Below are 18760 nucleotides of genomic sequence, written 5' to 3'. Positions count from 1 at the left end.
GCCAGGGGGCAGTTGCACGCAGCTAAGTCAGCTAAAATGGCTATGCTTGGGCCTCGGCAGGAGCCAGCGCCGGATAGTCGGTGTAGCCTTGGTGGAAGCCCTCAGGGCCGGGAGCGTAGAAGGTAGAAGGATCGGCCGGGGCCAGCTCGGCGCCCTGCTCCAGGCGAGCTACCAGGTCGGGGTTGGAAATGAAGGCGCGGCCGAAGGCTATTAGGTCGGCCCGGCCACTTTGCAGGTCAGCTTCGGCGCGGTCCACGTCGTAGCCACCGCTCAGGATGAACGTGTTGGTGAACTTCTCGCGCAGGCTGGCAATGATACCGGCTGGTACGGCCGGGGCGCCCATGCTCTCGTGGTTCACGATGTGCAAATACACCAAATTCAGCTTCTGCAGCTCAGCAGCCAGGTATAAGTACTGCGCATCAATGTCAGCGAAGGTAGGAGCCACGTCGTTGAAGGCACCGTAGGGCGACACGCGGATACCCACGCGCTCCGCCCCAATAGCGGCTACCATACCCTGGGCAATTTCCAGGGCAAAGCGGGCCCGGTTTTCAGCGCTGCCACCGTACTCATCGGTGCGCTGGTTGCTTTTGGGGTTAAGGAACTGGTCGATGAGGTAGCCGTTGGCGGCGTGGATTTCCACTCCGTCGAAACCAGCTTCCACGGCCAGCTTAGCCGAGTTAATGTATTCCTGCACTACTTCCTTCACCTCGGCGGTAGTCAGTTCGCGCGGGGTAGGCTGGGGTTGCATCTGCTGCTGGTCGGTCCACATATCACCGGCGGCGGCAATGGCCGATGGGGCCACGATTTCGGCGTCAGCAGCCATATTGAGCGGGTGCGAAATGCGGCCCGTGTGCATCAGCTGCACAAAAACGTGGCCGCCCTTGGCGTGCACAGCATCGGTTACCAGCTTCCAGCCGGCCACCTGCTCGGGCGTAAACAGACCGGGGATGCGGGCGTACCCCAGGCCGTTGGCCGAGGGCGAGGTGCCTTCCGTGACGATGAGGCCGGCGGTAGCCCGCTGGGCGTAGTATTCGGCCTCCAGGGGGCCGGGTACGTTGCCCAGGGCGCGGCTGCGCGTCATCGGAGCCATTACAATGTGGTTCTGGAGGGTAATGTTGCCTAGCTTGGCAGGGGAGAAGAGCGTAGTAGCCATCAGAAATTCAGCGGTTGAGTTGATGCGGCTATAAAGCATCTTCCCATCGAAATGTTTGAATGGGTTCAGGCAAATAGTTGCGCTTTATCCCAGGTCATTCAGAAACAAGGCCAATTGCCGGACTGCTGCCTTGTTCAGCGTTACCTGCACGCACCGTCCGCACTTCTGCGTTTGTACCAGCCCACTATCCGCCAGTATCTTGAGGTGGTGGGATACGCAGGGCTGAGACAGGCCCGTGAGTTCCTGCACTTCGGCAAAAGCGAGCTGCGGCTGCCTACTCAGCGCCAGCACAATACGGAGCCGATACTTGTCTGACAACGCCCCCGCCGATTTGGCCACTAGTTGAGAATCCATAGTTGAGCAAGATAACTAATTTGCCCTCTGCAGACTGCAGCGAAACGGGAGCAGCGCGGGCCGTACAAGGATGCCGGGTGGTGGGTACTACTGAGTGGATTGACTGTGTGTTCACTGGGCAAAAAAAAGAAGGCCGCCGGTAAGGCAGCCTTCTGTATGCTGTTGTAAAGCGCAACGGTAGCTTACGCCGCCTCTGCGAAGCGCTTGTTTACTTCATCCCAGTTGATGAGGTTGAAGAAAGCGGCAATGTAGTCGGGGCGACGGTTCTGGTATTTCAGGTAGTAAGCGTGCTCCCACACATCTAGGCCTAGCACCGGGGTCCCTTTGCAGCCGGAGTCGGGCATCAACGGGTTATCCTGGTTGGGCGTGGAGCAGATTTGCACCGAGCCATCGGCCTGCTTGCACAGCCAGGCCCAGCCGGAGCCGAAGCGGGTAGTAGCAGCCTTCGTGAATTCTTCCTTGAACTTCTCGTAGCTGCCGAAGGCCTTGTTGATGGCCTCACCAACTGCGCCCGTGGGCGTTCCGCCACCATTGGGGCCCAAAATCTGCCAGAAGAAGGAGTGGTTCCAATGGCCACCGCCGTTGTTGCGCACCGGCGCGGGGGCCGAGGCAATGTTCTGGAGCAAATCTTCCAGGCTTTTACCTTCCAACTCAGTGCCTGCAATGGCATTGTTGAGGTTGGTAACGTAGGCTTGGTGGTGCTTGCTATGGTGAATTTCCATGGTTTGCGCATCAAAGTGCGGCTCCAGGGCATCGTAGGCGTAGGGCAGTTGGGGCAGTTCGAAAGCCATAATACAGAAAGGTTTAAGATGAAAAGGGAGAGCAACACAGGTACTCAGTAGTGCCGGGCACCACCGCATGTACAACCGCCGGACGCCCTATAGGGTTACGCGGGGGCGGCCAAAAGTAGATTATTTCCGCTTTTGGGCGAAGAATTCGCGCATCAGGCTCTCGCACTCATCCCCCAAAATGCCGCTGACTACCTCAGCGCGGGGGTGCAGCAGCTGACCGTGGCGGCGGTACCCGAATTTGGGCTCGGCCGCCCCGTACACCACCCGGCGCACCTGGGCCCAGGCGGTGGCCCCGGCGCACATCACGCAGGGCTCCACGGTTACGTACAGGGTACACTCCTGCAGGTATTTGTTGCCTAAGTGGTTGGCGGCGGCCGTGAGGGCCAGCATTTCGGCGTGAGCCGTTACGTCCTGCAGCTTTTCGGTTTGGTTGTAGGCCCGGGCAATAATGCGCTTATCCAGCACCACCACGGCCCCAATCGGAATTTCATCTTCCTCAAAAGCGTACCGGGCCTGCTTCAGCGCCTCTCGGATGTACTGCTCATCTGAATACAAGGAAAGGGTCATTTCTTAGCTGTTGGCTACTGGCTGTTGGCTTCGCTTGCGCAAAAGCTACTAGCTAACAGCCAGTAGCCAACAGCTAAAAATTTACTTCATCACAATACTCTGCATCACGGCTTGGGCGGTGGGCTGCCACTGGGCCTGCTCCTCGGCGGGTGCATCGAAGGTAAACACGTACAACTGGTCACGCTCAATGGCGTACTGCACCAGCTGGTACTTGCGAATGGGAGCCAGATTGCCGCCCCGGCGGTTGTCGGTTACCGTCGAGACAAACTCCAGCACCACAAAATCCCGCTTGTTGATTGTCTGGATATCCTCGCGCAGGAACTGCACCTTGCTGTACAGGTTCTGAATGCTGGCCTTGTAAATCTTGAGCAGTAGCGCATAGTCCCGATTACTAAAGGTAGTGGGCTTCTGCTGCACGCTCAAATCGATGCGGCCGCTGGGGTTGCTGAACACGGCCAGCGGTTTGCGGGGGGAAGGGTATTTAGCGGCAATACCATCGTCGGGTAAAGCCTGAAAGCTCTCCGGCACGCCAATCGTAATGTTCTTGCCAACGGCGGTTTTCTTCAGCTTGGGGCCGGCAAAGGCCGCCAGCAGCAACACCGCCAACACCAATGGTACAACATGGCGGAAATAGGAAACGGTTTTCATAGGGCAGAAAGGTAAGGCGGAACCCACAACCAGGAGCCGCCGCATTCAAACGCAAAGCTCCGAAGCCGCTGGCGACTCCGGAGCTTTGCAGGTATTCATTTACATAACAGATGACAGGGAGGCCGCATATTCGTGCTTATCTGACGAGCGGTTAGAACGAATCGGCGGCATCCCCATCATCGGCATCATCTGTGATTTAGCGGCGCTTTTTGGTGGTAGCTACCGAGGGGTATTTGATGCTCACCTTCTTCCAATACACGTAGTTGCCGGTTTTGGCCTCAATGAGGTAGGTGCCAGCCGGAATACGGCCCAGGTCAACGGGCTCCCCGGTGTTGTTGGTGGGGTCCAGGTCGGTGGTGTACACGGCCTGCTTTTTATAGTTGGTCATCACCAGCGTGCCGGGTTTGGTAAACTGCTGGGTAAAGCTGAGCATGATAGTTTGGCCACCGGAGGAAGGGAATACGTCGATGCCCGACAGCGTTTCTACGCGCTTGATAGGGCCATTGAGCGTTACAGGCTCCGCTTCCGATTTGGTCTTTACTTCAGTGCCACTGGCGGTTTTGGCTTTGGTTTTTACCTTGGTCTGGGCCTGCGCGGCCGAGAAGGAAAGCAGGGTAGCGGCTAGGGCAAGCAGAACGGGGCGTTTCATACGGGGTAAAAGAAGGAGTGAGGCGAAGGGAAGTTGGTTTGGTGAAGCCTGTTTGCATACTCCGTACCAATTTTTACGCAAGCTTACGCAAAACCTTGCCGAGCTGCTGAAAACTGGCTTTTCAGGCTATTTATCCAGTACCCAAAGCCAACAAAAGCTGGCCCTGCGTAGAACCCTACTTGTTTTTCCTGCCTACCTTCGTCCTAGTTAGTGCTTAGTGCTTGGTGCCTAGTGCGTAGGCTACGTTTTGAGCCTGCGCCGGCAGTTGGCAGCCTATGCACTAAGCACCAAGTACTAAGCACCACAAAAAAATGCTCCGGACTCATACCTGCGGCGAATTGCGCCCCGAACACATTGGCCAAACCGTTACGCTCTGCGGCTGGGTGCAGCGCACCCGCGACAAGGGCGGCATTCTGTGGGTGGACCTGCGCGACCGGTACGGCCTCACGCAGCTGGCCCTGGAAGAAGGTGTGGAAACGGCCGAGGTGCGCGAGCAGGCCCGGCAGCTGGGCCGTGAGTTTGTGGTGTGCGTGACCGGCAAAGTGGCCGAGCGCCACTCCAAAAACGACAAAATGCCCACCGGCGGCATCGAAATCCGGGTGGAGAAGCTGGAGGTGCTCAACCCGGCCAAGCTGCCGCCCTTCCTGATTGAGGACGACACTGACGGCGGCGACGACCTGCGCATGAAGTACCGCTACCTGGACCTGCGCCGCGCCCCCGTGCGCCAGAACCTGATGCTGCGCCACCGCGTGGCCCAGGCCACCCGCCGCTACCTCGACGGCCAGGAGTTCATTGAAGTGGAAACCCCGGTGCTCATCAAAAGCACGCCCGAAGGCGCCCGCGACTTCGTGGTGCCCTCGCGCATGAACCCCGGCGAGTTCTACGCCCTGCCCCAAAGCCCCCAGACCTTCAAGCAGCTGCTGATGGTGTCGGGCTTCGATAGGTATTTCCAGATTGTGAAGTGCTTCCGCGACGAAGACCTGCGCGCCGACCGCCAGCCCGAATTCACCCAGATCGACTGCGAAATGTCGTTTGTGGAGCAGGAGGACATCCTCAACACCTTTGAGGGGCTGGTGCAATACCTGTTCCGCGAGGTAAAGAACCTGGAAATCGGTGAGCTGCCGCGCATGACCTACGCCGATGCTATGCGCTACTACGGCAATGACAAGCCCGACACGCGCTTCGACATGAAGTTTGTAGAGCTGAACGACGTAGTGAAAGGCCACGGCTTCCCGGTGTTTGAGGCTGCCGGGCTGGTAGCAGGTATCTGCGCCACCGGCGCGGCCAGCTACACCCGCAAGCAGCTCGATGAACTAACCGAGTACGTGAAACGCCCCCAGATTGGCGCCACCGGCCTGGTGTATGCCCGCGTGGAAGCCGATGGCTCGGTCAAGTCGTCGGTGGATAAGTTCTACGGCCAGGAGCAGCTCCAGCAGTGGAAATCCGCCTTCAACGCCCAGCCCGGCGACCTGCTGCTGGTGCTGGCCGGCGAGCCGAACAAAACCCGCAAGGCCCTCTCGGAGCTGCGCCTGGAAATGGGCCAGCGCCTCGGCCTCCGCGACAAGGATACCTTCTCGGCCCTGTGGGTGGTCGATTTTCCCCTGCTCGAGTACATCGAGGAGGAAGGCCGCTACTTCGCCATGCACCACCCCTTCACCTCGCCCAAGCCCGAGGACGTAGCCCTGCTGGCCTCGCCCGACACGATTGGGGAAGTGCGCGCCAACGCCTACGACATGGTGATTAATGGCGTGGAAGTGGGCGGCGGCTCCATCCGCATCCATGACCGCACGGTGCAGGCCCAGATGTTCGGGCTGCTCGGCTTCAGCCCCGAAGAAGCTCAGGCCCAGTTCGGCTTCCTGCTCGACGCCTTCGAGTACGGCGCACCGCCCCACGGTGGCATTGCCTTCGGCTTCGACCGTCTCTGCAGCCTCTTCGGCGGCGCCGACAGCATCCGGGACTTCATTGCCTTCCCCAAAAACAACTCCGGCCGCGACGTGATGATTGACTCGCCCTCCCAGATTTCGGACGCGCAGCTGAAGGAGCTGAGCATCAAGACGGATGTGGTAGCGGGCAAGTAGAAGTGTAACAACTTCACTGAATAAGAAATGGCACCTGTGATGGGTGCCATTTTCTGTTATTTTCAGCTTACGAATATCGACCTGGAAAGAGACTTTATCAATACATATGTAGTGAAGAACAAGCGCCAGCGCTACTTAGGCTTTATCGAGTCGCCGAAGCGGCGGGGAAGTTTTTTAGAAATGCTTTATCATGGTCAAGACTTGGATAAGCGGCTATTCCAGGATTTGCGAGGCTCTGGCACGCACGAATCTCAATCCATTCGCAACAGGTTTGAAAATTTGAAGAACGCCGATAGATGCTATGTAATTTCAGTTAATGGAGCTTTGGACGGTCAGGAAATGTTATTGAATGAAGCCGTAGACAGAGCATTAGGTCAAGAAGGTACTTTGATTTTATTCGGAAATGGGGCGGGAGTATATTACGAAGGTGAACCTCCCTATGACCGCTACCTAAGTTTATAGAACCATAAAAAACCTTATATGAAAGCGGCACCCGATGCATCGGGTGCCGCTTTTGATTGTGGTCAGTATAGAAACTACCGCCACGCCATAGTTTACTTGAACTCCACCGGATACATGTTCAGGTACTGCACAATGCGGGGATAGGTGCCGCGGTTGGGGCTGCTGCCGTGGGGCAGAAAGTGGTGCCGGATAACAAAATTCCCGGCGTTGGCGGCAATGGGTACGGCCTGGGCATCCAGGTTTACGCGGCGCGGGTCGGTGCCGGGCGGGAGGCTGTGCAGCCACGTTTCCAGCGTGAGGGGAAAGCTGGGCACGCAGTAGAACGCGCCCTGCTCGGCGGGCGTTCAACGGGCTGGAACTGCCGCACCACTTGGATACGGCTGGCAAAAAGCCCTGGGAAGTTACTCACCTGGACACCATGGAACTCTGGAAATTCGGGAACCGAAAGTCCTTTGCCTTACTCAGCATGCCGGCCGCCATGTTCGGTACCCCCCAAAGACGATGAAACCGTAATGCGGCGACTGTAAAAGCGTACATAAATGACCAGTAATTAATAAATATTGATTATTTTATATAACTGACAAGTAAAAAGTTAGACTCTGCCGGGGCGCTTGCGTATGCACACGCATCTTTCACCCTAACTATTCCTAGCTATGAGCCAGAACCTCCTGGACCTCGTTCAGAATTACTTTGGCGGTGACACTGTGCGCCAGACCAGCGCTGCGCTGGGCGAAAGTGAAAGTAGCATCGGCACGGCGCTACGAAGCATTGTCCCGCTGGTACTTGGGGGGCTATTTGCCCGTTCCCAGCAGAGCGGGGGTACTTCCGAACTCTTTGGCCTGGCCCGGCAGGCGCACAGCAGCGGCATCCTGGGCAACTTAGGCAGCCTGTTAGGTGGCCTGAATAGCACCAGCACCACGGCCCCTGCCTCCGATGGGAGCCTGTTGAACCGTGGTACTGAGCTGTTGCGCTCGGTATTCGGTACCCACTACGCGCCGGCAGTTGAGAGTGTAAGCCAACAAACTGGTGTGCGCACTTCCTCGGTGAGCAGCCTGCTGAGTATGGCTGCGCCGGTGGTGCTAGGCCTGCTGGGCAAGCATGCCGCCGACAACAATCTGGATGAAGCGGGCTTTGGCAACTACCTCAATGGTCAGCGCGGCAGCATTATGGGCGCGCTGGGCAGTCTGCCGGGTAGTTTGGGTGGTATCTTATCAGGGCTGGGGCTTGGGGCTGCTACGTTGGGCAACACCGCTACGGCTGCGGTCCACAACGTTGGTAACACGGTTAGTGCCGCCACGGACCGCACTGGCGAGGCCGCGCGCACCACTGCCCGTGAGGTAGAAACAGCCGTTGCCACGCCCAGCCGCTGGCCCTGGCTACTGCTGGCGCTGCTGGCCCTGGCTGCCCTGTGGTACTTTATGCGAGGCTGCAACGAAACTCCAGAAACCGCTGCGCCTGCTACCACCGAAGCCGTAACCACCGACACGAGTATGGCCATGACGCCCACAACTCCGGCTGCGCCCTCCGGCCGCTACGACGAGGCTAGTGGAAACTATATCTATGACACCGGCTCCAACCAGGAAATCAAGCTGCCCGATGGCACTACGCTGAATGCCGGAGCCAATTCCGTCGAGGCCCGGCTGTTCAACTTCCTCAATGATGCCAACCAAGCTGTTAGCGACGATAAAACGCAGGGTTGGATGAGCCTCGACCGGGTGTACTTCAATACCGGCAAATCTACCCTCACGGCTGAGTCGCAGGCGCAACTGAAAAACGCAGCCGCCATTCTCAAGGCCTTCCCCAACGCTGCCATCAAATTTGGGGGGTACACGGATAACAAGGGTAAAGCCGATATGAACCTGACGCTCAGCGCCGACCGAGCCAACGCCGCCCGTAAAATGGTGATGGACAACGGTATTGATGGTGGACGAGTAGCGGCTGAAGGCTACGGCCAAGAACACCCCATTGCTACCAACGATACACCCGAAGGCCGTGCCCAAAACCGGCGGGTTGATGTGCGCGTGACCAGGAAGTAGAGTTTTCAAGCTTACGAAGCGCCGACATACTGGGTATGTCGGTGCTTTTTTGTGTCTATTGTAATAATTATTTGAATAAAAAATGTAGTTTTATTTATGTTGGATTTAACGGGAAGGGATATGGAACAGTCACTTGCAAGCACTACCCAATTTTCGTTCAGCAATGATTTGCTGGAGCAATTGGTGGCAGAAACACAGGAGGATACGCAGGCACTCCAAGCGGCGCTTAAGCGGGCGGTACCGGTTGCTGTGCAGGCGTTGGCGGGCCGGGTAGCGGGTCCCAACGGTCCGGCCACTATCTGGAAGCTCGGCCGGGAAGCCTATGGTGCCAACGTACTGGAGCCTATGGCTGCCGAAAACCACGCGGTTTGGATTGACCGGGGGCAGGCGCTAATGCAGGGCCTGCTGGGCGAAACGTACCATTTTACGGCCATGCGCGTGGCTACAGCCGCTAACGTAGGGATGCCCGCCGCGGAGCGGGTACTAAGTGCATCTGCCGTAGCTGCGCTGGGTGTCATTGGGGAACATAGCCAGGAGCAAAATCTTACCCCGGAAACCATGGCTGTGTGGCTCACGCAGGAAGGCGGTCAGTTAACCAGCCAGCTAATTCCTGAGCCACACGCCACCACTACCCCTGAGCTGTCTGCTCCCGCTACAGTGCCTGTGCCGGGAAGTTGGGAGCCGGTAGGAGGGGGGCAAACGTATATGCCGCCCAGGCCAGCGGCTAATCCGCAGTCGTCAATTCGCTGGCAATGGGGGGCGTTGCTGTTGGTGGCTGTTGTGCTAGGCTATTGGTTTGGGAACTGGCGCAGCCAACCCGGCGGCATCAATCCGGTAGTAGCCGCCGTTACTGCCGTGCCCGCCAGTACCTCCGCTGCCGACACCCGCGCTGGCCGCTACGATGCGACTACCGGCAATTACATCTACGACACCGGCCAGCCCCTCATTCTGCACCTGGCTAACGGTACTACCCAAAAAGTAGGCGCTACTTCCACCGAAAACCGGTTGTACACATTCCTGGCCGACCCCACGCAACAAGTAGACTCCGTGAACCGCACAAAAGGCTGGATCAACTTTGACCGAGTATACTTTGAGCCTAGCTCTACCACCCTGACCGATGAGTCGTTCCTGCAGCTCCGCAACGTGGCCGGCATCCTTCAAACCTTTCCCGCCTCGGTCGTAAAAATTGGAGGCTACACGGATAGTACCGGCAATCCGCTCAAAAACTTCCAGCTCAGCGAGGAGCGGGCCAAAACGGCTATGCTGGCTATGGCCGGCATGGGCATCGATATGAACCGCATACAGGCGAAAGGCTATGGCGGTAAGTATTTTATAACTCCCAATACCACGCCCGAGGGCCGTGCCCTCAACCGCCGTATCAGTATTCGGGTGTTAAAGAAATGAATGGTAGTAACGCAAAAAGAGCGGCTTGGAAAGGCCGCTCTTTTTATATCCGTGAGGAGGTAAATTTTAGAGTACTCCGGCTACCAAACCGGGTAGCACACCCAGCAGTACTGTCAGCAAGGCCAGCAGTAGCAGCGCGCCGGCTTGGAACGTGGTTACCGGCACTACCTCGTTGGTCGTTGCGTCGGTGTCGCGCATGTACATGCTGATGATGGGGCGCAGGTAGTAGTAAATGCTCACCATCGACATCACCACGGCAAACACCACAAGGCCGATGTAGCCATTCTCTACGGCCGCCGAAAACACGAAGAACTTGCCGAAGAAACCACCCGTGAGCGGAATACCAGCCAAGCTCAACATGGAAACCGTGAGCGAGAAGGCCAGCAGCGGGTTGGTTTTGGCCAAGCCGTTCAGGCCGTTATAATCCTCGCGCTGGCGGGCATCGGCCACCAGCTTCACCACCCCAAAGGCGGCCACCGTGGCTACCGAGTAAGCCAAAGAGTAGAACAGAATACCGTTGGCCGAAGCACCTTCCAGCTGACCGTTATACGCCACCAGCGCAATCAGTAGGTAGCCGGCGTGGGATACGCTGGAGTAGGCCAGCATCCGCTTGATGCTGGTCTGGGCCACAGCGCCCACGTTGCCGATGAGCAGCGTGAGCACGCACATGGCCGTGAGTGTGGGCAGCCAGATGCCCTGGGCGTTGGCGGCCGGGAAGGCCTGCACCAGCAGCTTCAGGAAGGCCGCGAAACCGGCGGTTTTCACCACCGTGCTCATGAAAGCGGCGAAGAACGTGGGCGTACCCTCGTACACGTCGGGCGTCCAGAAGTGGAACGGCGCGGCTGATACTTTGAAGCCCATCCCAATAAACATCAGCAGCATGCCAATGTAGAGCATCGGCTTCAGCGACTCGAAGCCGGGGGCTGGGTTTTGCACCGCAAAGCTGATTTCGCTTAGTCCGAACGTGCCGGTAGCCCCGTACACCAGCGCCAGGCCAAACAGCAGCACGCCGGTGAAGAAGGCCCCCATCAGGAAGTACTTGAGGGCGGCCTCGTTGGAGCGGAGGTTGCGCTTGTCGGAGCCGGCCAGCACGTACATGGCCACGCTCAGGATTTCGATGCCCAGAAACAGCATCAGCAGGTGGTTGTAGCTCACCAGCATGATGGCCCCCACCAGCGAGAACAGCAGCAGCGAGTAGTACTCGGCCAGGTTGGCCTCGCCGTCGAGCACGTATTTCTGGGAGAAGGGTACCAGCACCAGCGCCGTCAGCAGCACGATGCCCGTGAAGGCCACCGAGAAGTTGTCGATGGTGAGCATACCGTTGAAGAACGACTGCGTGCTGCCCCAGTCGAGGAAGTTCACCGTCAGAATACCGCCCAGGATGAGCATCATCACGGGCAGCAGCAGCCGGTTGGAGCGGCGGAACCCGAGGAACAGGTTGCCGAGGCCCAGAACGGAAAGGAGAATGATGGAATTCATGTTCGTCTCAATGTAGCGCGAACTTTGTAGTTCGCGCAGCTGCCGGATCGGTCATGCGGCTAATATGCTAACGGCGCGGGGACGCGAACTACAAAGTTCGCGCTACTGCTACCGTTTTACTACCTCGTTCAGGATGTTCAGCACGCTGCCTTCCGACAGGTGCAGGAACGTGTTGGGGAACAGGCCAATCCAGAACACCAGCACGATGAGCGGTACCAGCAGGGCCAGCTCCGCGCCGGTGAGGTCGGTGAAGGTTTCGGTGAACGAGGAATCGGGGCCGAGCATCACACGCTGGAACATGCGCAGCAGGTACACCGCGCCCAGAATGATGGTCACGCCAGCAACAGCGCCCATCCAGGCGTTGAACTGGTACACGCCGGCCAGCAGCAGGAACTCGCCCACGAAGCCGTTGGTGAGCGGCAGGGCCACCGTGCCCAGCAGCAGCACCAGGAAGCACACCGTCAGGACGGGGGCTTTGCGGGTGAGGCCGCCTAGGTCGGCAATGTTGCGGGTGCCGGTGCGGCGCTCAATGGCGTCGGCAATGAAGAACATACCTACCACGTTCACGCCGTGGGCCAGCATCTGAATGGCGGCGCCCTGCAAACCCATCTGGGTCAGCGAGAACACGCCGGCAATCATCAACCCCACGTGGGAGAGGGAGGAATAGGCAATCAGCCGCTTCACGTCCTGCTGCCGGATGGCAATGATGGCGCCGTAGATGATGCCGATGATGGCCAGAATCAGGATCAGGTTCTGCCAGTAGTCCACGCCCATCGGCACCACCGGCAGCAGCCAGCGCATGCAGCCGTAAATACCCATTTTCAGCATGATGCCCGAGAGCAGCATGGTAGCCGGGGCCGGGGCCTCAGTGTAGGTATCGGGCTGCCAGGTGTGGAAGGGGAAGATGGGCATCTTCACGGCGAAGGCCGCGAAAATCAGCCAGAACAGCCATACCTGCGTTTCGGCGGGCAGGTTGAGGGCGTAGAACGAGGCCAGGGCCGAGTTGTGGGCCGAGAGGCCGTCGGCGGCAGGGCCAGTTTGGAAGTAGAGGTACACGAAGCCGGCCAGCATGAACAGCGAGCCGATGATGGTGTAGAGGAAGAACTTGAACGTGACGCGGGCCCGGTTCACGCCGCCCCACACGCCAGCCAGGAAGTAAATCGGAATCAGGGCCACTTCCCACATGAAATAGAACAGGAAGGCATCCTGGGCCGTGAACACGCCAATCAGGCCGGTTTGCATGAACAGCACCAGCGCGTAAAACACCGACTCGTTCTCGAAGTTGCGGCGGAAGGCGCTCAGCAGAATCACCGGCACCAGCACGGCCGTCAGCAGCACCAGCAGCAGGCTCAGCCCGTCCATACCCACCGCAAAGTGAATACCGGCCGAAGGAATCCAGTTCAGGTCGAAGCTGAATTGGCCGGAGTTGTTGGCGTTGAACGTGAGGGCCGCGTAGGCCGCCAGCGCCAGTTCAACCAGGGCCGCGCCCAGCGCCGGAACCCGGGCCGCACGGCCTTTGAAGAAGTGCAGCAGCAGGGCGGCCGCCACGGGCCAGAGTAGAAGAAGGACAGTCAGCATGCTTTACTGTGAGGGTGCGGTGTCGTTGTGGTAACTGATGTTATATAGAGCTTCTGGTATAAGAAAGGATACTAGGTCTAAGGCCCTTATGACGGTTACTAATCATGAATACAGTTAATGAGTCTTTCTTTGTTGTTGGCTTAAGCTTGTATGTTAAATCGTATTCAAAACAGCCAATCATGAATCTACTATTGAATGAGTTATTAGGATTTATTAAATAGCTCTCAATCTTGTATTTACCTCTGTGCACTGTGCAAACTAAACCAGTATCCGATTTAGTTATCCAAAGTGTATCTTCTGTGTATGGTGCATAAGGAGCATCCGTATATATCCATGTACCTGTAAGCCCATCATCATCTGAGCATGATGATAAGCCAATTAGCGCAAGAAAAATGGCTCCATAACGCACAGTTAAAACTTCACAAAGTTTAGCGCCATCACCAGCACGATACCCACCACCATCAGGATGAGGTAGGTCTCCACGGAGCCGGTTTGCACGTAGCGCAGGAGCTGGCCTCCGCCCATGGTCAGGCGGCCGAAGCCGTTCACGATGGGGTCGATGATGCCGTTTTCCACGTAGCGGAACAGGCCGCGCGAGAGCCACATGATGGGGCGCACGAACAGGGCGTTGTACAGCTCGTCGATGTAGTACTTGTGGTAAATCAGGTTTTCGAGGAAGCCGCGCGACTCGCCGTCTTCCACCGGGCGCACCCCGCGGCTCACGTACTGCACGTAGGCCAGGATGATGCCCAGCACGCCCGCACCCACCGAGAGGCCGATGAGCATGAGCTCGGTGGCGTGGTCGGCGTGCACACCGAAGGCGGCCGGGTTCAGCTGCTTGGAGTAGGTGAACAGCGGCGCGAGGTAGTTCGAGAGGTAGGCGTTTTCCTCACCCAGGAAGAATGGCGCGTTCATGAAACCACCCACGGCGGCCAGAATAGCCAGCACGATAAGCGGGAATGTCATGGAAGCCGGCGACTCATGCAGGTGGTGTTTCTGCTCCTCGGTGCCGCGGAACTTGCCGAAGAAGGTGAGGAACAGCAAACGGAACATGTAGAAGGCCGTCAGGAAGGCCGTGAATAGGCCCACCGCGTACAGCACTTTGCTGTGCTCGAAGGCGTGCAGCAGGATTTCGTCTTTGGAGAAGAAGCCCGAAAAGGGCGGGATGCCGGCAATGGCTAGGCAGCCTACGAAGAAGGTGATGAACGTGATGGGCAGCGACTTGCGCAGGCCGCCCATGCGGCGCATGTCCTGCTCGTTGCTCATGGCATGAATCACGGAGCCCGCGCCCAAGAACATCAGGGCCTTGAAGAAGGCGTGCGTCAGGACGTGGAACAGAGAAGTGCTGTAACCCATCACGCCCAGCGCCAGGAACATGTAGCCCAGCTGCGAAACGGTGGAGTAGGCCAGCACCTTCTTGATGTCGTTCTGAGCCAGACCGATGGTGGCGGCAAACAGGGCCGTAGCCGCGCCGATGATGGCAATAACTTCCAGCGTTTCAGGGGCCAGCGTGAACAACACGTTTGCGCGCAGAATCATGTAGATACCGGCCGTTACCATGGTGGCGGCGTGGATCAGGGCCGAAACCGGGGTGGGGCCGGCCATGGCGTCGGGTAGCCAGGTGTAAAGCGGCAGCTGGGCCGATTTACCGGTCGCGCCCACAAACAGCAGCAGCGTAATGGCCGTTACCACGCCCGCACCAATCTGCATCGTGCTGGCTTTCTGGAACACCTCGGCGTACTGCACCGAGTCGAAGGTCAGGTAAATCAGGAAGATGCCCAGCAGGAAGCCCAGGTCACCAATACGGTTGATGATGAAGGCTTTCTTGGCGGCGTTGTTGTAGCTGGTGTTCTTGTTCCAGAAGCCGATGAGCAGGTAGGAGCAGAGCCCCACGCCTTCCCAGCCGATGAACAGAATCACGAAGTTGGCACCCAGCACCAGCACCAGCATGCTGAATACGAACAGGTTCAGAAAGCTGAAAAACTTGCCCACGTTCTCGTCGTGGTGCATGTAGCCGATGCTGTAGACGTGAATCAGGAAGCCCACGCCCGTTACCAGCAGCAGCATAATCAGGCTGAGCTGGTCGATCTGGTAGCTGAACGGAATCTGCATCGAGCCGACCGAAATCCAGTCGAACAGCGTAACGGTGTACGCCTGATGCGCCGTAGCGCCGGGAGCAATCCACTGGGCCGTGGGGTGCAGAAACTCCCAGAACAGCGTGGCAGAAATCAGGAACGAGCCCAGCACCGCCAAGCTGCTGATGGTGCCGGCCACCGTACCCGAAAGCTTGCGGTTTAGCAGGCCGTTGATGAGGAAGCCCAAAAACGGCAGCAGCGGAATAAGCACGTACAGAAACGTGGAGAACGGCGCGCCGGCAGCGGGAATTACAGGTTCTTGCATAGCGTAGGGTCGGCTGACCCCACCCCAACCCCTCCCCTCCGGGAGAGGGGCTCTAGTTCTAGAATCTAGTTTTAGGTAGATACTATGACTAAAGCCCCTCTCCCGGAGGGGAGGGGTTGGGGTGGGGTTAGAACTTCAGGCGGTTGAGCAGATTAACGTCGGTATTCTGCAGGTTCCGGTAAATCATGACAATAATGGCCAACCCCACCGCTACTTCGGCGGCGGCTACGGCCATGATGAAGAACACGAACACCTGCCCGTTGGGGTCGGAGCGGTAGGCCGAGAAGGCCGTCAGCAGCACGTTTACAGCATTGAGCATCAGCTCCACGCACATAAAAATGATGATGGCATTGCGCCGGGTAAGTACGCCTAATACTCCAATGGAAAACAGAGCGGCGGCGAAGAAAACGTAGTACTGAAGCGGAACCGTTTGGATTACCTCGGGTATGTTCTGGTCCATGCGCTGGGGCTGACGGCGGAAAAAGGATGTCGCGTCACCTGAAAGCAGGTGAGGACAACTAGCCGGCAAAGGTATCCTGAAAATCGGAAAACGCCACCCCTAAATGTGTCTGCTGCTAGTACTATATAGGACAATGATTCGCCACAAGCTCTTGCTGCTCCAGGTAATCCTGGCCGCCGGCAGGCCAGCACGCGCAAATGGAACCCCGTAGTTTTCGCCGGAAACCCCGGCAGCAAAAGCGCGACGAGCGTACATTCGTTTCTTCACTCCCAACTCCCCACACCCTATGAGCCTCACCATCGGTAGCCTTTCCGAGCTGCAGCAATACGAAGAGCAGGAACTCGGCGTATCCGCCTGGCACACCATCACCCAGGAACAAATCAACCAGTTTGCCGCCGCCACCCTCGATTTCCAGTGGATTCACCTCGACGCGGAGCGGGCCAAAACCGAGTCGCCGTTTGGCGCTACCATTGCCCACGGCTACCTCACTGTTTCCTTGCTGCCCTACCTCTGGACGCAGATTGTCAGCATCGAAAACCTGAAGATGCAGGTGAACTACGAAATCGAAAGCCTGCGCTTCAACCAAGCCGTAACCGTGGACAGTCAGGTACGCCTGCGTGCCAAACTCTTGTCCGTGAAAGACCTGCGTGGCATTGCCAAAGCCCGCATCGAAGTGACCTTGGAAGTAGAAGGCAGCCGCAAACCCGCCTACACCGGCATTATCACGTTCCTGTACCACTTCTTGTAAAGAATAGAAAGCGCCTGTCATCCTAAGCGAGGCGAAGGGCCTTATCACGTTAGAAACGACGCCAAACGGCTGGAATTCACGCGTGATAAGGTCCCTCGCTTCGGTCAGGATGACAAGAGGCCGTAAGGAATGAAATAAATTTCGCCTGCTGGTAAAGTATCTTCCGGCGCATTCCGTCTGCCTCTGCAGAATGGAAACTCACGCTCTATCACTCGATGCCTCGCAGATGACGGCCGGCCACCAGGACCTGCAGATACAGGAAGCCGTGCGTACCCAGCGCAAGCGTCTGCTGGCCTTCATTCGCCGCCGCATTCCCGATGAAGCGGAGGCCGAAGACGTGCTGCAGGACGTTTTCGCGGAGCTGGTAGAAAGCTACCGGGTGATGAAGCCCGTGGAGCAGGCCGCTGCTTGGCTATTCCGGGTAGCCCGCAACAAAATCACCGACCTGTACCGCCGCAAAAAGCCCGTTTCCCTGGAAAACGAAATGGCTGCCTTTGCCGCCGACGGCGACGAAAACACTCTATTGCTGGCCGACATTCTACCCGCCGTAGATGATGCCCCCGAGAACCGCCTGCTGCGCGAAACCCTCATGGAAGCCCTCAGCGACGCCCTGGCCGAGCTGCCCGCTGCCCAGCGCGAAGTGTTCATCTGGCACGAGTTGGAAGACAAAACCTTCCGCGAAATGGAGGAGGAAACCGGCGTCCCCCTCAAAACCCTGATTTCGCGTAAGCACTACGCCGTGCAGCACCTGCGCAAACGCCTCCGCACGCTCTACACTGAGCTGTTTACTGATTAGTTGCCCGTTGCTGGTTGTCCGTTGTTAGTTCTGATATGACTACTGCTGAGACCACCCGCTACCCCCTGACAACTAACAACTCATAACTGACAACTATCATGAACCGGTCCTTCTGGCTGCTCCGCTGCCTCAAATTCATACTCTTTGCTGTTCTGTTGGTGGCCGTGGCGGGCTACGTAACCATGCGCCTCTGGAATTGGCTCCTGCCCGACCTGTTCAACTTGCCCGGCATTAGCATCTGGCAGGCGCTGGGCTTGCTGGTGCTGTCCCGCATTCTGTTCGGAGGCTGGGGCGGCCGCGGCCACCGGGCCGGCTGGGCCCAGAAGCGCCGCATGTGGAAGCAGAAGATAGAATCCCGCATGGCCGGACTCTCGCCCGAGGAACAGGAGAAATTCCGACAGAAAATGGAAGGCGTCTGCAACGGCCCCGCCTGGATGCGCCGCCGCAGCGCAGACCCAGACCAAACTGCTTCGCTATAAGCAGAAAGCAAGAGCGGCACCCGAGGAATCAGGTGCCGCTTGTGCGTTATGCCAGATAATGCGCAACCAATACAATGGTATATAGCCAGCACATGTATACGACTGTGTATAGAAAAGCATAGCGTATACTCGGTACGAGTCTACCACGGCATTCCCGCCCATGGCGTAGTGCAAACCGAAGTGCCCGGAAGAAAATCCAGTAGAGCACAGCGGAGAGTATTATAAACACTGCCCAAGCAATAGCGGCAAACAGCCAAAGCAACACTACTGCAACCACCGCTACAACTAGCCACGCTAGTAATCCAAGAATAATGGCTCCACAGCCCTCACCTGCATCAAAATCCAGGTCAAGGTCTGCCGCGTCGAATCCAGATAGGTGCTCTGGAAAAGGTACTCGTCGAATATGCTCTGCTAGGTTACCAAAATTATCGTGGACCCAAACCCCCTGATACAGACTGACTGATAAGAACGATAGGAACGCTCCTGACAGAATTGTGAGTGAAATAAGTGATTCCTTGAACACACTCCAGTCCTGCCGCAACCCCAGAAACCATACTGCAAGAACCGTAGCAGTGGCGATGAACAGCGTATAGAAAAAAGGTCTGCGTGCTGGTAGCTTCATAACGAGTAGTGCAATACTGAGTTGAAGCTACTGAGCAAGATTAATACCTGCAGCAT

General features: G+C 57.6%; 19 protein-coding genes. 7 read left to right on the top strand and 12 right to left on the bottom strand.

The features are described 5' to 3' along the window. Nucleotides 1–40: 40 nt before the first annotated feature. The 6 genes from ROI90_RS19400 to ROI90_RS19375 all read right to left on the bottom strand — a co-directional run bounded on the left by ROI90_RS19400 (nucleotide 41) and on the right by ROI90_RS19375 (nucleotide 4162). Nucleotides 41–1153, bottom strand: coding sequence for an alkene reductase (locus ROI90_RS19400; RefSeq protein WP_315999940.1), 1113 nt, complete (start codon nucleotides 1151–1153; stop codon nucleotides 41–43). Nucleotides 1154–1237: 84 nt separating this feature from the next. Continuing rightward, nucleotides 1238–1507 carry an ArsR/SmtB family transcription factor gene (locus tag ROI90_RS19395; RefSeq protein ID WP_315999939.1) on the bottom strand — a complete coding sequence of 90 codons (270 nt, stop codon included), beginning with the start codon at nucleotides 1505–1507 and terminating at the stop codon, nucleotides 1238–1240. A gap of 182 nt (nucleotides 1508–1689) precedes the next feature. Then, a complete protein-coding gene (locus ROI90_RS19390; protein ID WP_315999938.1) occupies nucleotides 1690–2298 on the bottom strand; it encodes a superoxide dismutase in 609 nt (202 codons plus the stop codon). Between the two features lie 120 nt (nucleotides 2299–2418). After that, on the bottom strand, nucleotides 2419–2865 hold the full coding sequence (locus tag ROI90_RS19385) for a nucleoside deaminase (protein ID WP_315999937.1): 447 nt from the start codon (nucleotides 2863–2865) through the stop codon (nucleotides 2419–2421). Between the two features lie 81 nt (nucleotides 2866–2946). Then, nucleotides 2947–3513: a hypothetical protein gene (locus tag ROI90_RS19380; RefSeq protein ID WP_315999936.1), complete on the bottom strand. Its 567-nt coding sequence runs from the start codon at nucleotides 3511–3513 to the stop codon at nucleotides 2947–2949. 196 nt (nucleotides 3514–3709) lie between these two features. Further along, nucleotides 3710–4162, bottom strand: coding sequence for a hypothetical protein (locus ROI90_RS19375; RefSeq protein WP_315999935.1), 453 nt, complete (start codon nucleotides 4160–4162; stop codon nucleotides 3710–3712). Between the two features lie 311 nt (nucleotides 4163–4473). Here ROI90_RS19375 and aspS point away from each other — a divergent pair, with 311 nt between their 5' ends. Beyond that, a complete protein-coding gene (aspS, locus tag ROI90_RS19370; protein ID WP_315999934.1) occupies nucleotides 4474–6240 on the top strand; it encodes an aspartate--tRNA ligase in 1767 nt (588 codons plus the stop codon). Between the two features lie 27 nt (nucleotides 6241–6267). Beyond that, a complete protein-coding gene (locus tag ROI90_RS19365) occupies nucleotides 6268–6702 on the top strand; it encodes a hypothetical protein (RefSeq protein WP_315999933.1) in 435 nt (144 codons plus the stop codon). Nucleotides 6703–6794: 92 nt separating this feature from the next. Here ROI90_RS19365 and ROI90_RS19360 read toward each other — a convergent pair whose 3' ends face one another. After that, a complete protein-coding gene (locus ROI90_RS19360; RefSeq protein ID WP_315999932.1) occupies nucleotides 6795–7016 on the bottom strand; it encodes a hypothetical protein in 222 nt (73 codons plus the stop codon). Between the two features lie 339 nt (nucleotides 7017–7355). Here ROI90_RS19360 and ROI90_RS19355 point away from each other — a divergent pair, with 339 nt between their 5' ends. Both ROI90_RS19355 and ROI90_RS19350 read left to right on the top strand, forming a co-directional pair. Beyond that, complete coding sequence (locus tag ROI90_RS19355) at nucleotides 7356–8738, top strand: OmpA family protein (protein ID WP_315999931.1); 1383 nt, start codon at nucleotides 7356–7358, stop codon at nucleotides 8736–8738. Between the two features lie 120 nt (nucleotides 8739–8858). Next, nucleotides 8859–10142, top strand: coding sequence for an OmpA family protein (locus ROI90_RS19350; protein ID WP_315999930.1), 1284 nt, complete (start codon nucleotides 8859–8861; stop codon nucleotides 10140–10142). 66 nt (nucleotides 10143–10208) lie between these two features. Here ROI90_RS19350 and ROI90_RS19345 read toward each other — a convergent pair whose 3' ends face one another. The 4 genes from ROI90_RS19345 to nuoK all read right to left on the bottom strand — a co-directional run bounded on the left by ROI90_RS19345 (nucleotide 10209) and on the right by nuoK (nucleotide 16059). After that, nucleotides 10209–11621 (bottom strand): NADH-quinone oxidoreductase subunit N, encoded by a 1413-nt coding sequence (locus ROI90_RS19345; protein ID WP_315999929.1) that lies wholly within the window; start codon nucleotides 11619–11621, stop codon nucleotides 10209–10211. A 108-nt stretch (nucleotides 11622–11729) separates the two neighbouring features. Beyond that, on the bottom strand, nucleotides 11730–13199 hold the full coding sequence (locus ROI90_RS19340; RefSeq protein WP_315999928.1) for a complex I subunit 4 family protein: 1470 nt from the start codon (nucleotides 13197–13199) through the stop codon (nucleotides 11730–11732). A gap of 411 nt (nucleotides 13200–13610) precedes the next feature. After that, a complete protein-coding gene (nuoL, locus tag ROI90_RS19335) occupies nucleotides 13611–15599 on the bottom strand; it encodes an NADH-quinone oxidoreductase subunit L (protein WP_315999927.1) in 1989 nt (662 codons plus the stop codon). Between the two features lie 127 nt (nucleotides 15600–15726). After that, the gene (gene nuoK, locus ROI90_RS19330; RefSeq protein ID WP_315999926.1) at nucleotides 15727–16059 is read right to left on the bottom strand and encodes an NADH-quinone oxidoreductase subunit NuoK; all 333 of its coding nucleotides are present in this window, start codon (nucleotides 16057–16059) and stop codon (nucleotides 15727–15729) included. A 286-nt stretch (nucleotides 16060–16345) separates the two neighbouring features. Between nuoK and ROI90_RS19325 the strand changes: the two genes are divergently transcribed. The 3 genes from ROI90_RS19325 to ROI90_RS19315 all read left to right on the top strand — a co-directional run bounded on the left by ROI90_RS19325 (nucleotide 16346) and on the right by ROI90_RS19315 (nucleotide 18082). Beyond that, nucleotides 16346–16807 (top strand): MaoC family dehydratase, encoded by a 462-nt coding sequence (locus tag ROI90_RS19325; protein ID WP_315999925.1) that lies wholly within the window; start codon nucleotides 16346–16348, stop codon nucleotides 16805–16807. A gap of 190 nt (nucleotides 16808–16997) precedes the next feature. Further along, complete coding sequence (locus tag ROI90_RS19320; protein WP_315999924.1) at nucleotides 16998–17603, top strand: RNA polymerase sigma factor; 606 nt, start codon at nucleotides 16998–17000, stop codon at nucleotides 17601–17603. Between the two features lie 98 nt (nucleotides 17604–17701). Next, nucleotides 17702–18082 carry a hypothetical protein gene (locus ROI90_RS19315; protein ID WP_315999923.1) on the top strand — a complete coding sequence of 127 codons (381 nt, stop codon included), beginning with the start codon at nucleotides 17702–17704 and terminating at the stop codon, nucleotides 18080–18082. A gap of 46 nt (nucleotides 18083–18128) precedes the next feature. On the opposite strand, the gene ROI90_RS19310 is transcribed toward ROI90_RS19315, so the two are convergent. After that, a complete protein-coding gene (locus ROI90_RS19310; RefSeq protein WP_315999922.1) occupies nucleotides 18129–18704 on the bottom strand; it encodes a hypothetical protein in 576 nt (191 codons plus the stop codon). Between the last annotated feature and the right edge of the window lie 56 nt (nucleotides 18705–18760).

Source organism: Hymenobacter endophyticus (assembly GCF_032464715.1).
In the GTDB taxonomy this organism is placed as follows: Bacteria; Bacteroidota; Bacteroidia; order Cytophagales; family Hymenobacteraceae; genus Hymenobacter; species Hymenobacter endophyticus.
The sequence above is the reverse complement of the archived record's forward strand: the minus strand, read 5'-3'. Positions and strand labels throughout refer to the sequence as shown.

Coding starts and splice junctions, on each gene's coding strand:
- ROI90_RS19365 (WP_315999933.1), top strand. CDS start 6,268: ATGGCACCTGTGATGGGTGCCATTTTCTGTTATTTTCAGCTTACGAAT.
- ROI90_RS19320 (WP_315999924.1), top strand. CDS start 16,998: ATGGAAACTCACGCTCTATCACTCGATGCCTCGCAGATGACGGCCGGC.
- ROI90_RS19340 (WP_315999928.1), bottom strand. CDS start 13,199: ATGCTGACTGTCCTTCTTCTACTCTGGCCCGTGGCGGCCGCCCTGCTG.
- ROI90_RS19395 (WP_315999939.1), bottom strand. CDS start 1,507: ATGGATTCTCAACTAGTGGCCAAATCGGCGGGGGCGTTGTCAGACAAG.
- nuoL (WP_315999927.1), bottom strand. CDS start 15,599: ATGCAAGAACCTGTAATTCCCGCTGCCGGCGCGCCGTTCTCCACGTTT.
- ROI90_RS19400 (WP_315999940.1), bottom strand. CDS start 1,153: ATGGCTACTACGCTCTTCTCCCCTGCCAAGCTAGGCAACATTACCCTC.
- ROI90_RS19385 (WP_315999937.1), bottom strand. CDS start 2,865: ATGACCCTTTCCTTGTATTCAGATGAGCAGTACATCCGAGAGGCGCTG.
- ROI90_RS19315 (WP_315999923.1), top strand. CDS start 17,702: ATGAACCGGTCCTTCTGGCTGCTCCGCTGCCTCAAATTCATACTCTTT.
- aspS (WP_315999934.1), top strand. CDS start 4,474: ATGCTCCGGACTCATACCTGCGGCGAATTGCGCCCCGAACACATTGGC.
- ROI90_RS19345 (WP_315999929.1), bottom strand. CDS start 11,621: ATGAATTCCATCATTCTCCTTTCCGTTCTGGGCCTCGGCAACCTGTTC.
- nuoK (WP_315999926.1), bottom strand. CDS start 16,059: ATGGACCAGAACATACCCGAGGTAATCCAAACGGTTCCGCTTCAGTAC.
- ROI90_RS19325 (WP_315999925.1), top strand. CDS start 16,346: ATGAGCCTCACCATCGGTAGCCTTTCCGAGCTGCAGCAATACGAAGAG.
- ROI90_RS19355 (WP_315999931.1), top strand. CDS start 7,356: ATGAGCCAGAACCTCCTGGACCTCGTTCAGAATTACTTTGGCGGTGAC.
- ROI90_RS19380 (WP_315999936.1), bottom strand. CDS start 3,513: ATGAAAACCGTTTCCTATTTCCGCCATGTTGTACCATTGGTGTTGGCG.
- ROI90_RS19350 (WP_315999930.1), top strand. CDS start 8,859: ATGGAACAGTCACTTGCAAGCACTACCCAATTTTCGTTCAGCAATGAT.
- ROI90_RS19310 (WP_315999922.1), bottom strand. CDS start 18,704: ATGAAGCTACCAGCACGCAGACCTTTTTTCTATACGCTGTTCATCGCC.
- ROI90_RS19375 (WP_315999935.1), bottom strand. CDS start 4,162: ATGAAACGCCCCGTTCTGCTTGCCCTAGCCGCTACCCTGCTTTCCTTC.
- ROI90_RS19390 (WP_315999938.1), bottom strand. CDS start 2,298: ATGGCTTTCGAACTGCCCCAACTGCCCTACGCCTACGATGCCCTGGAG.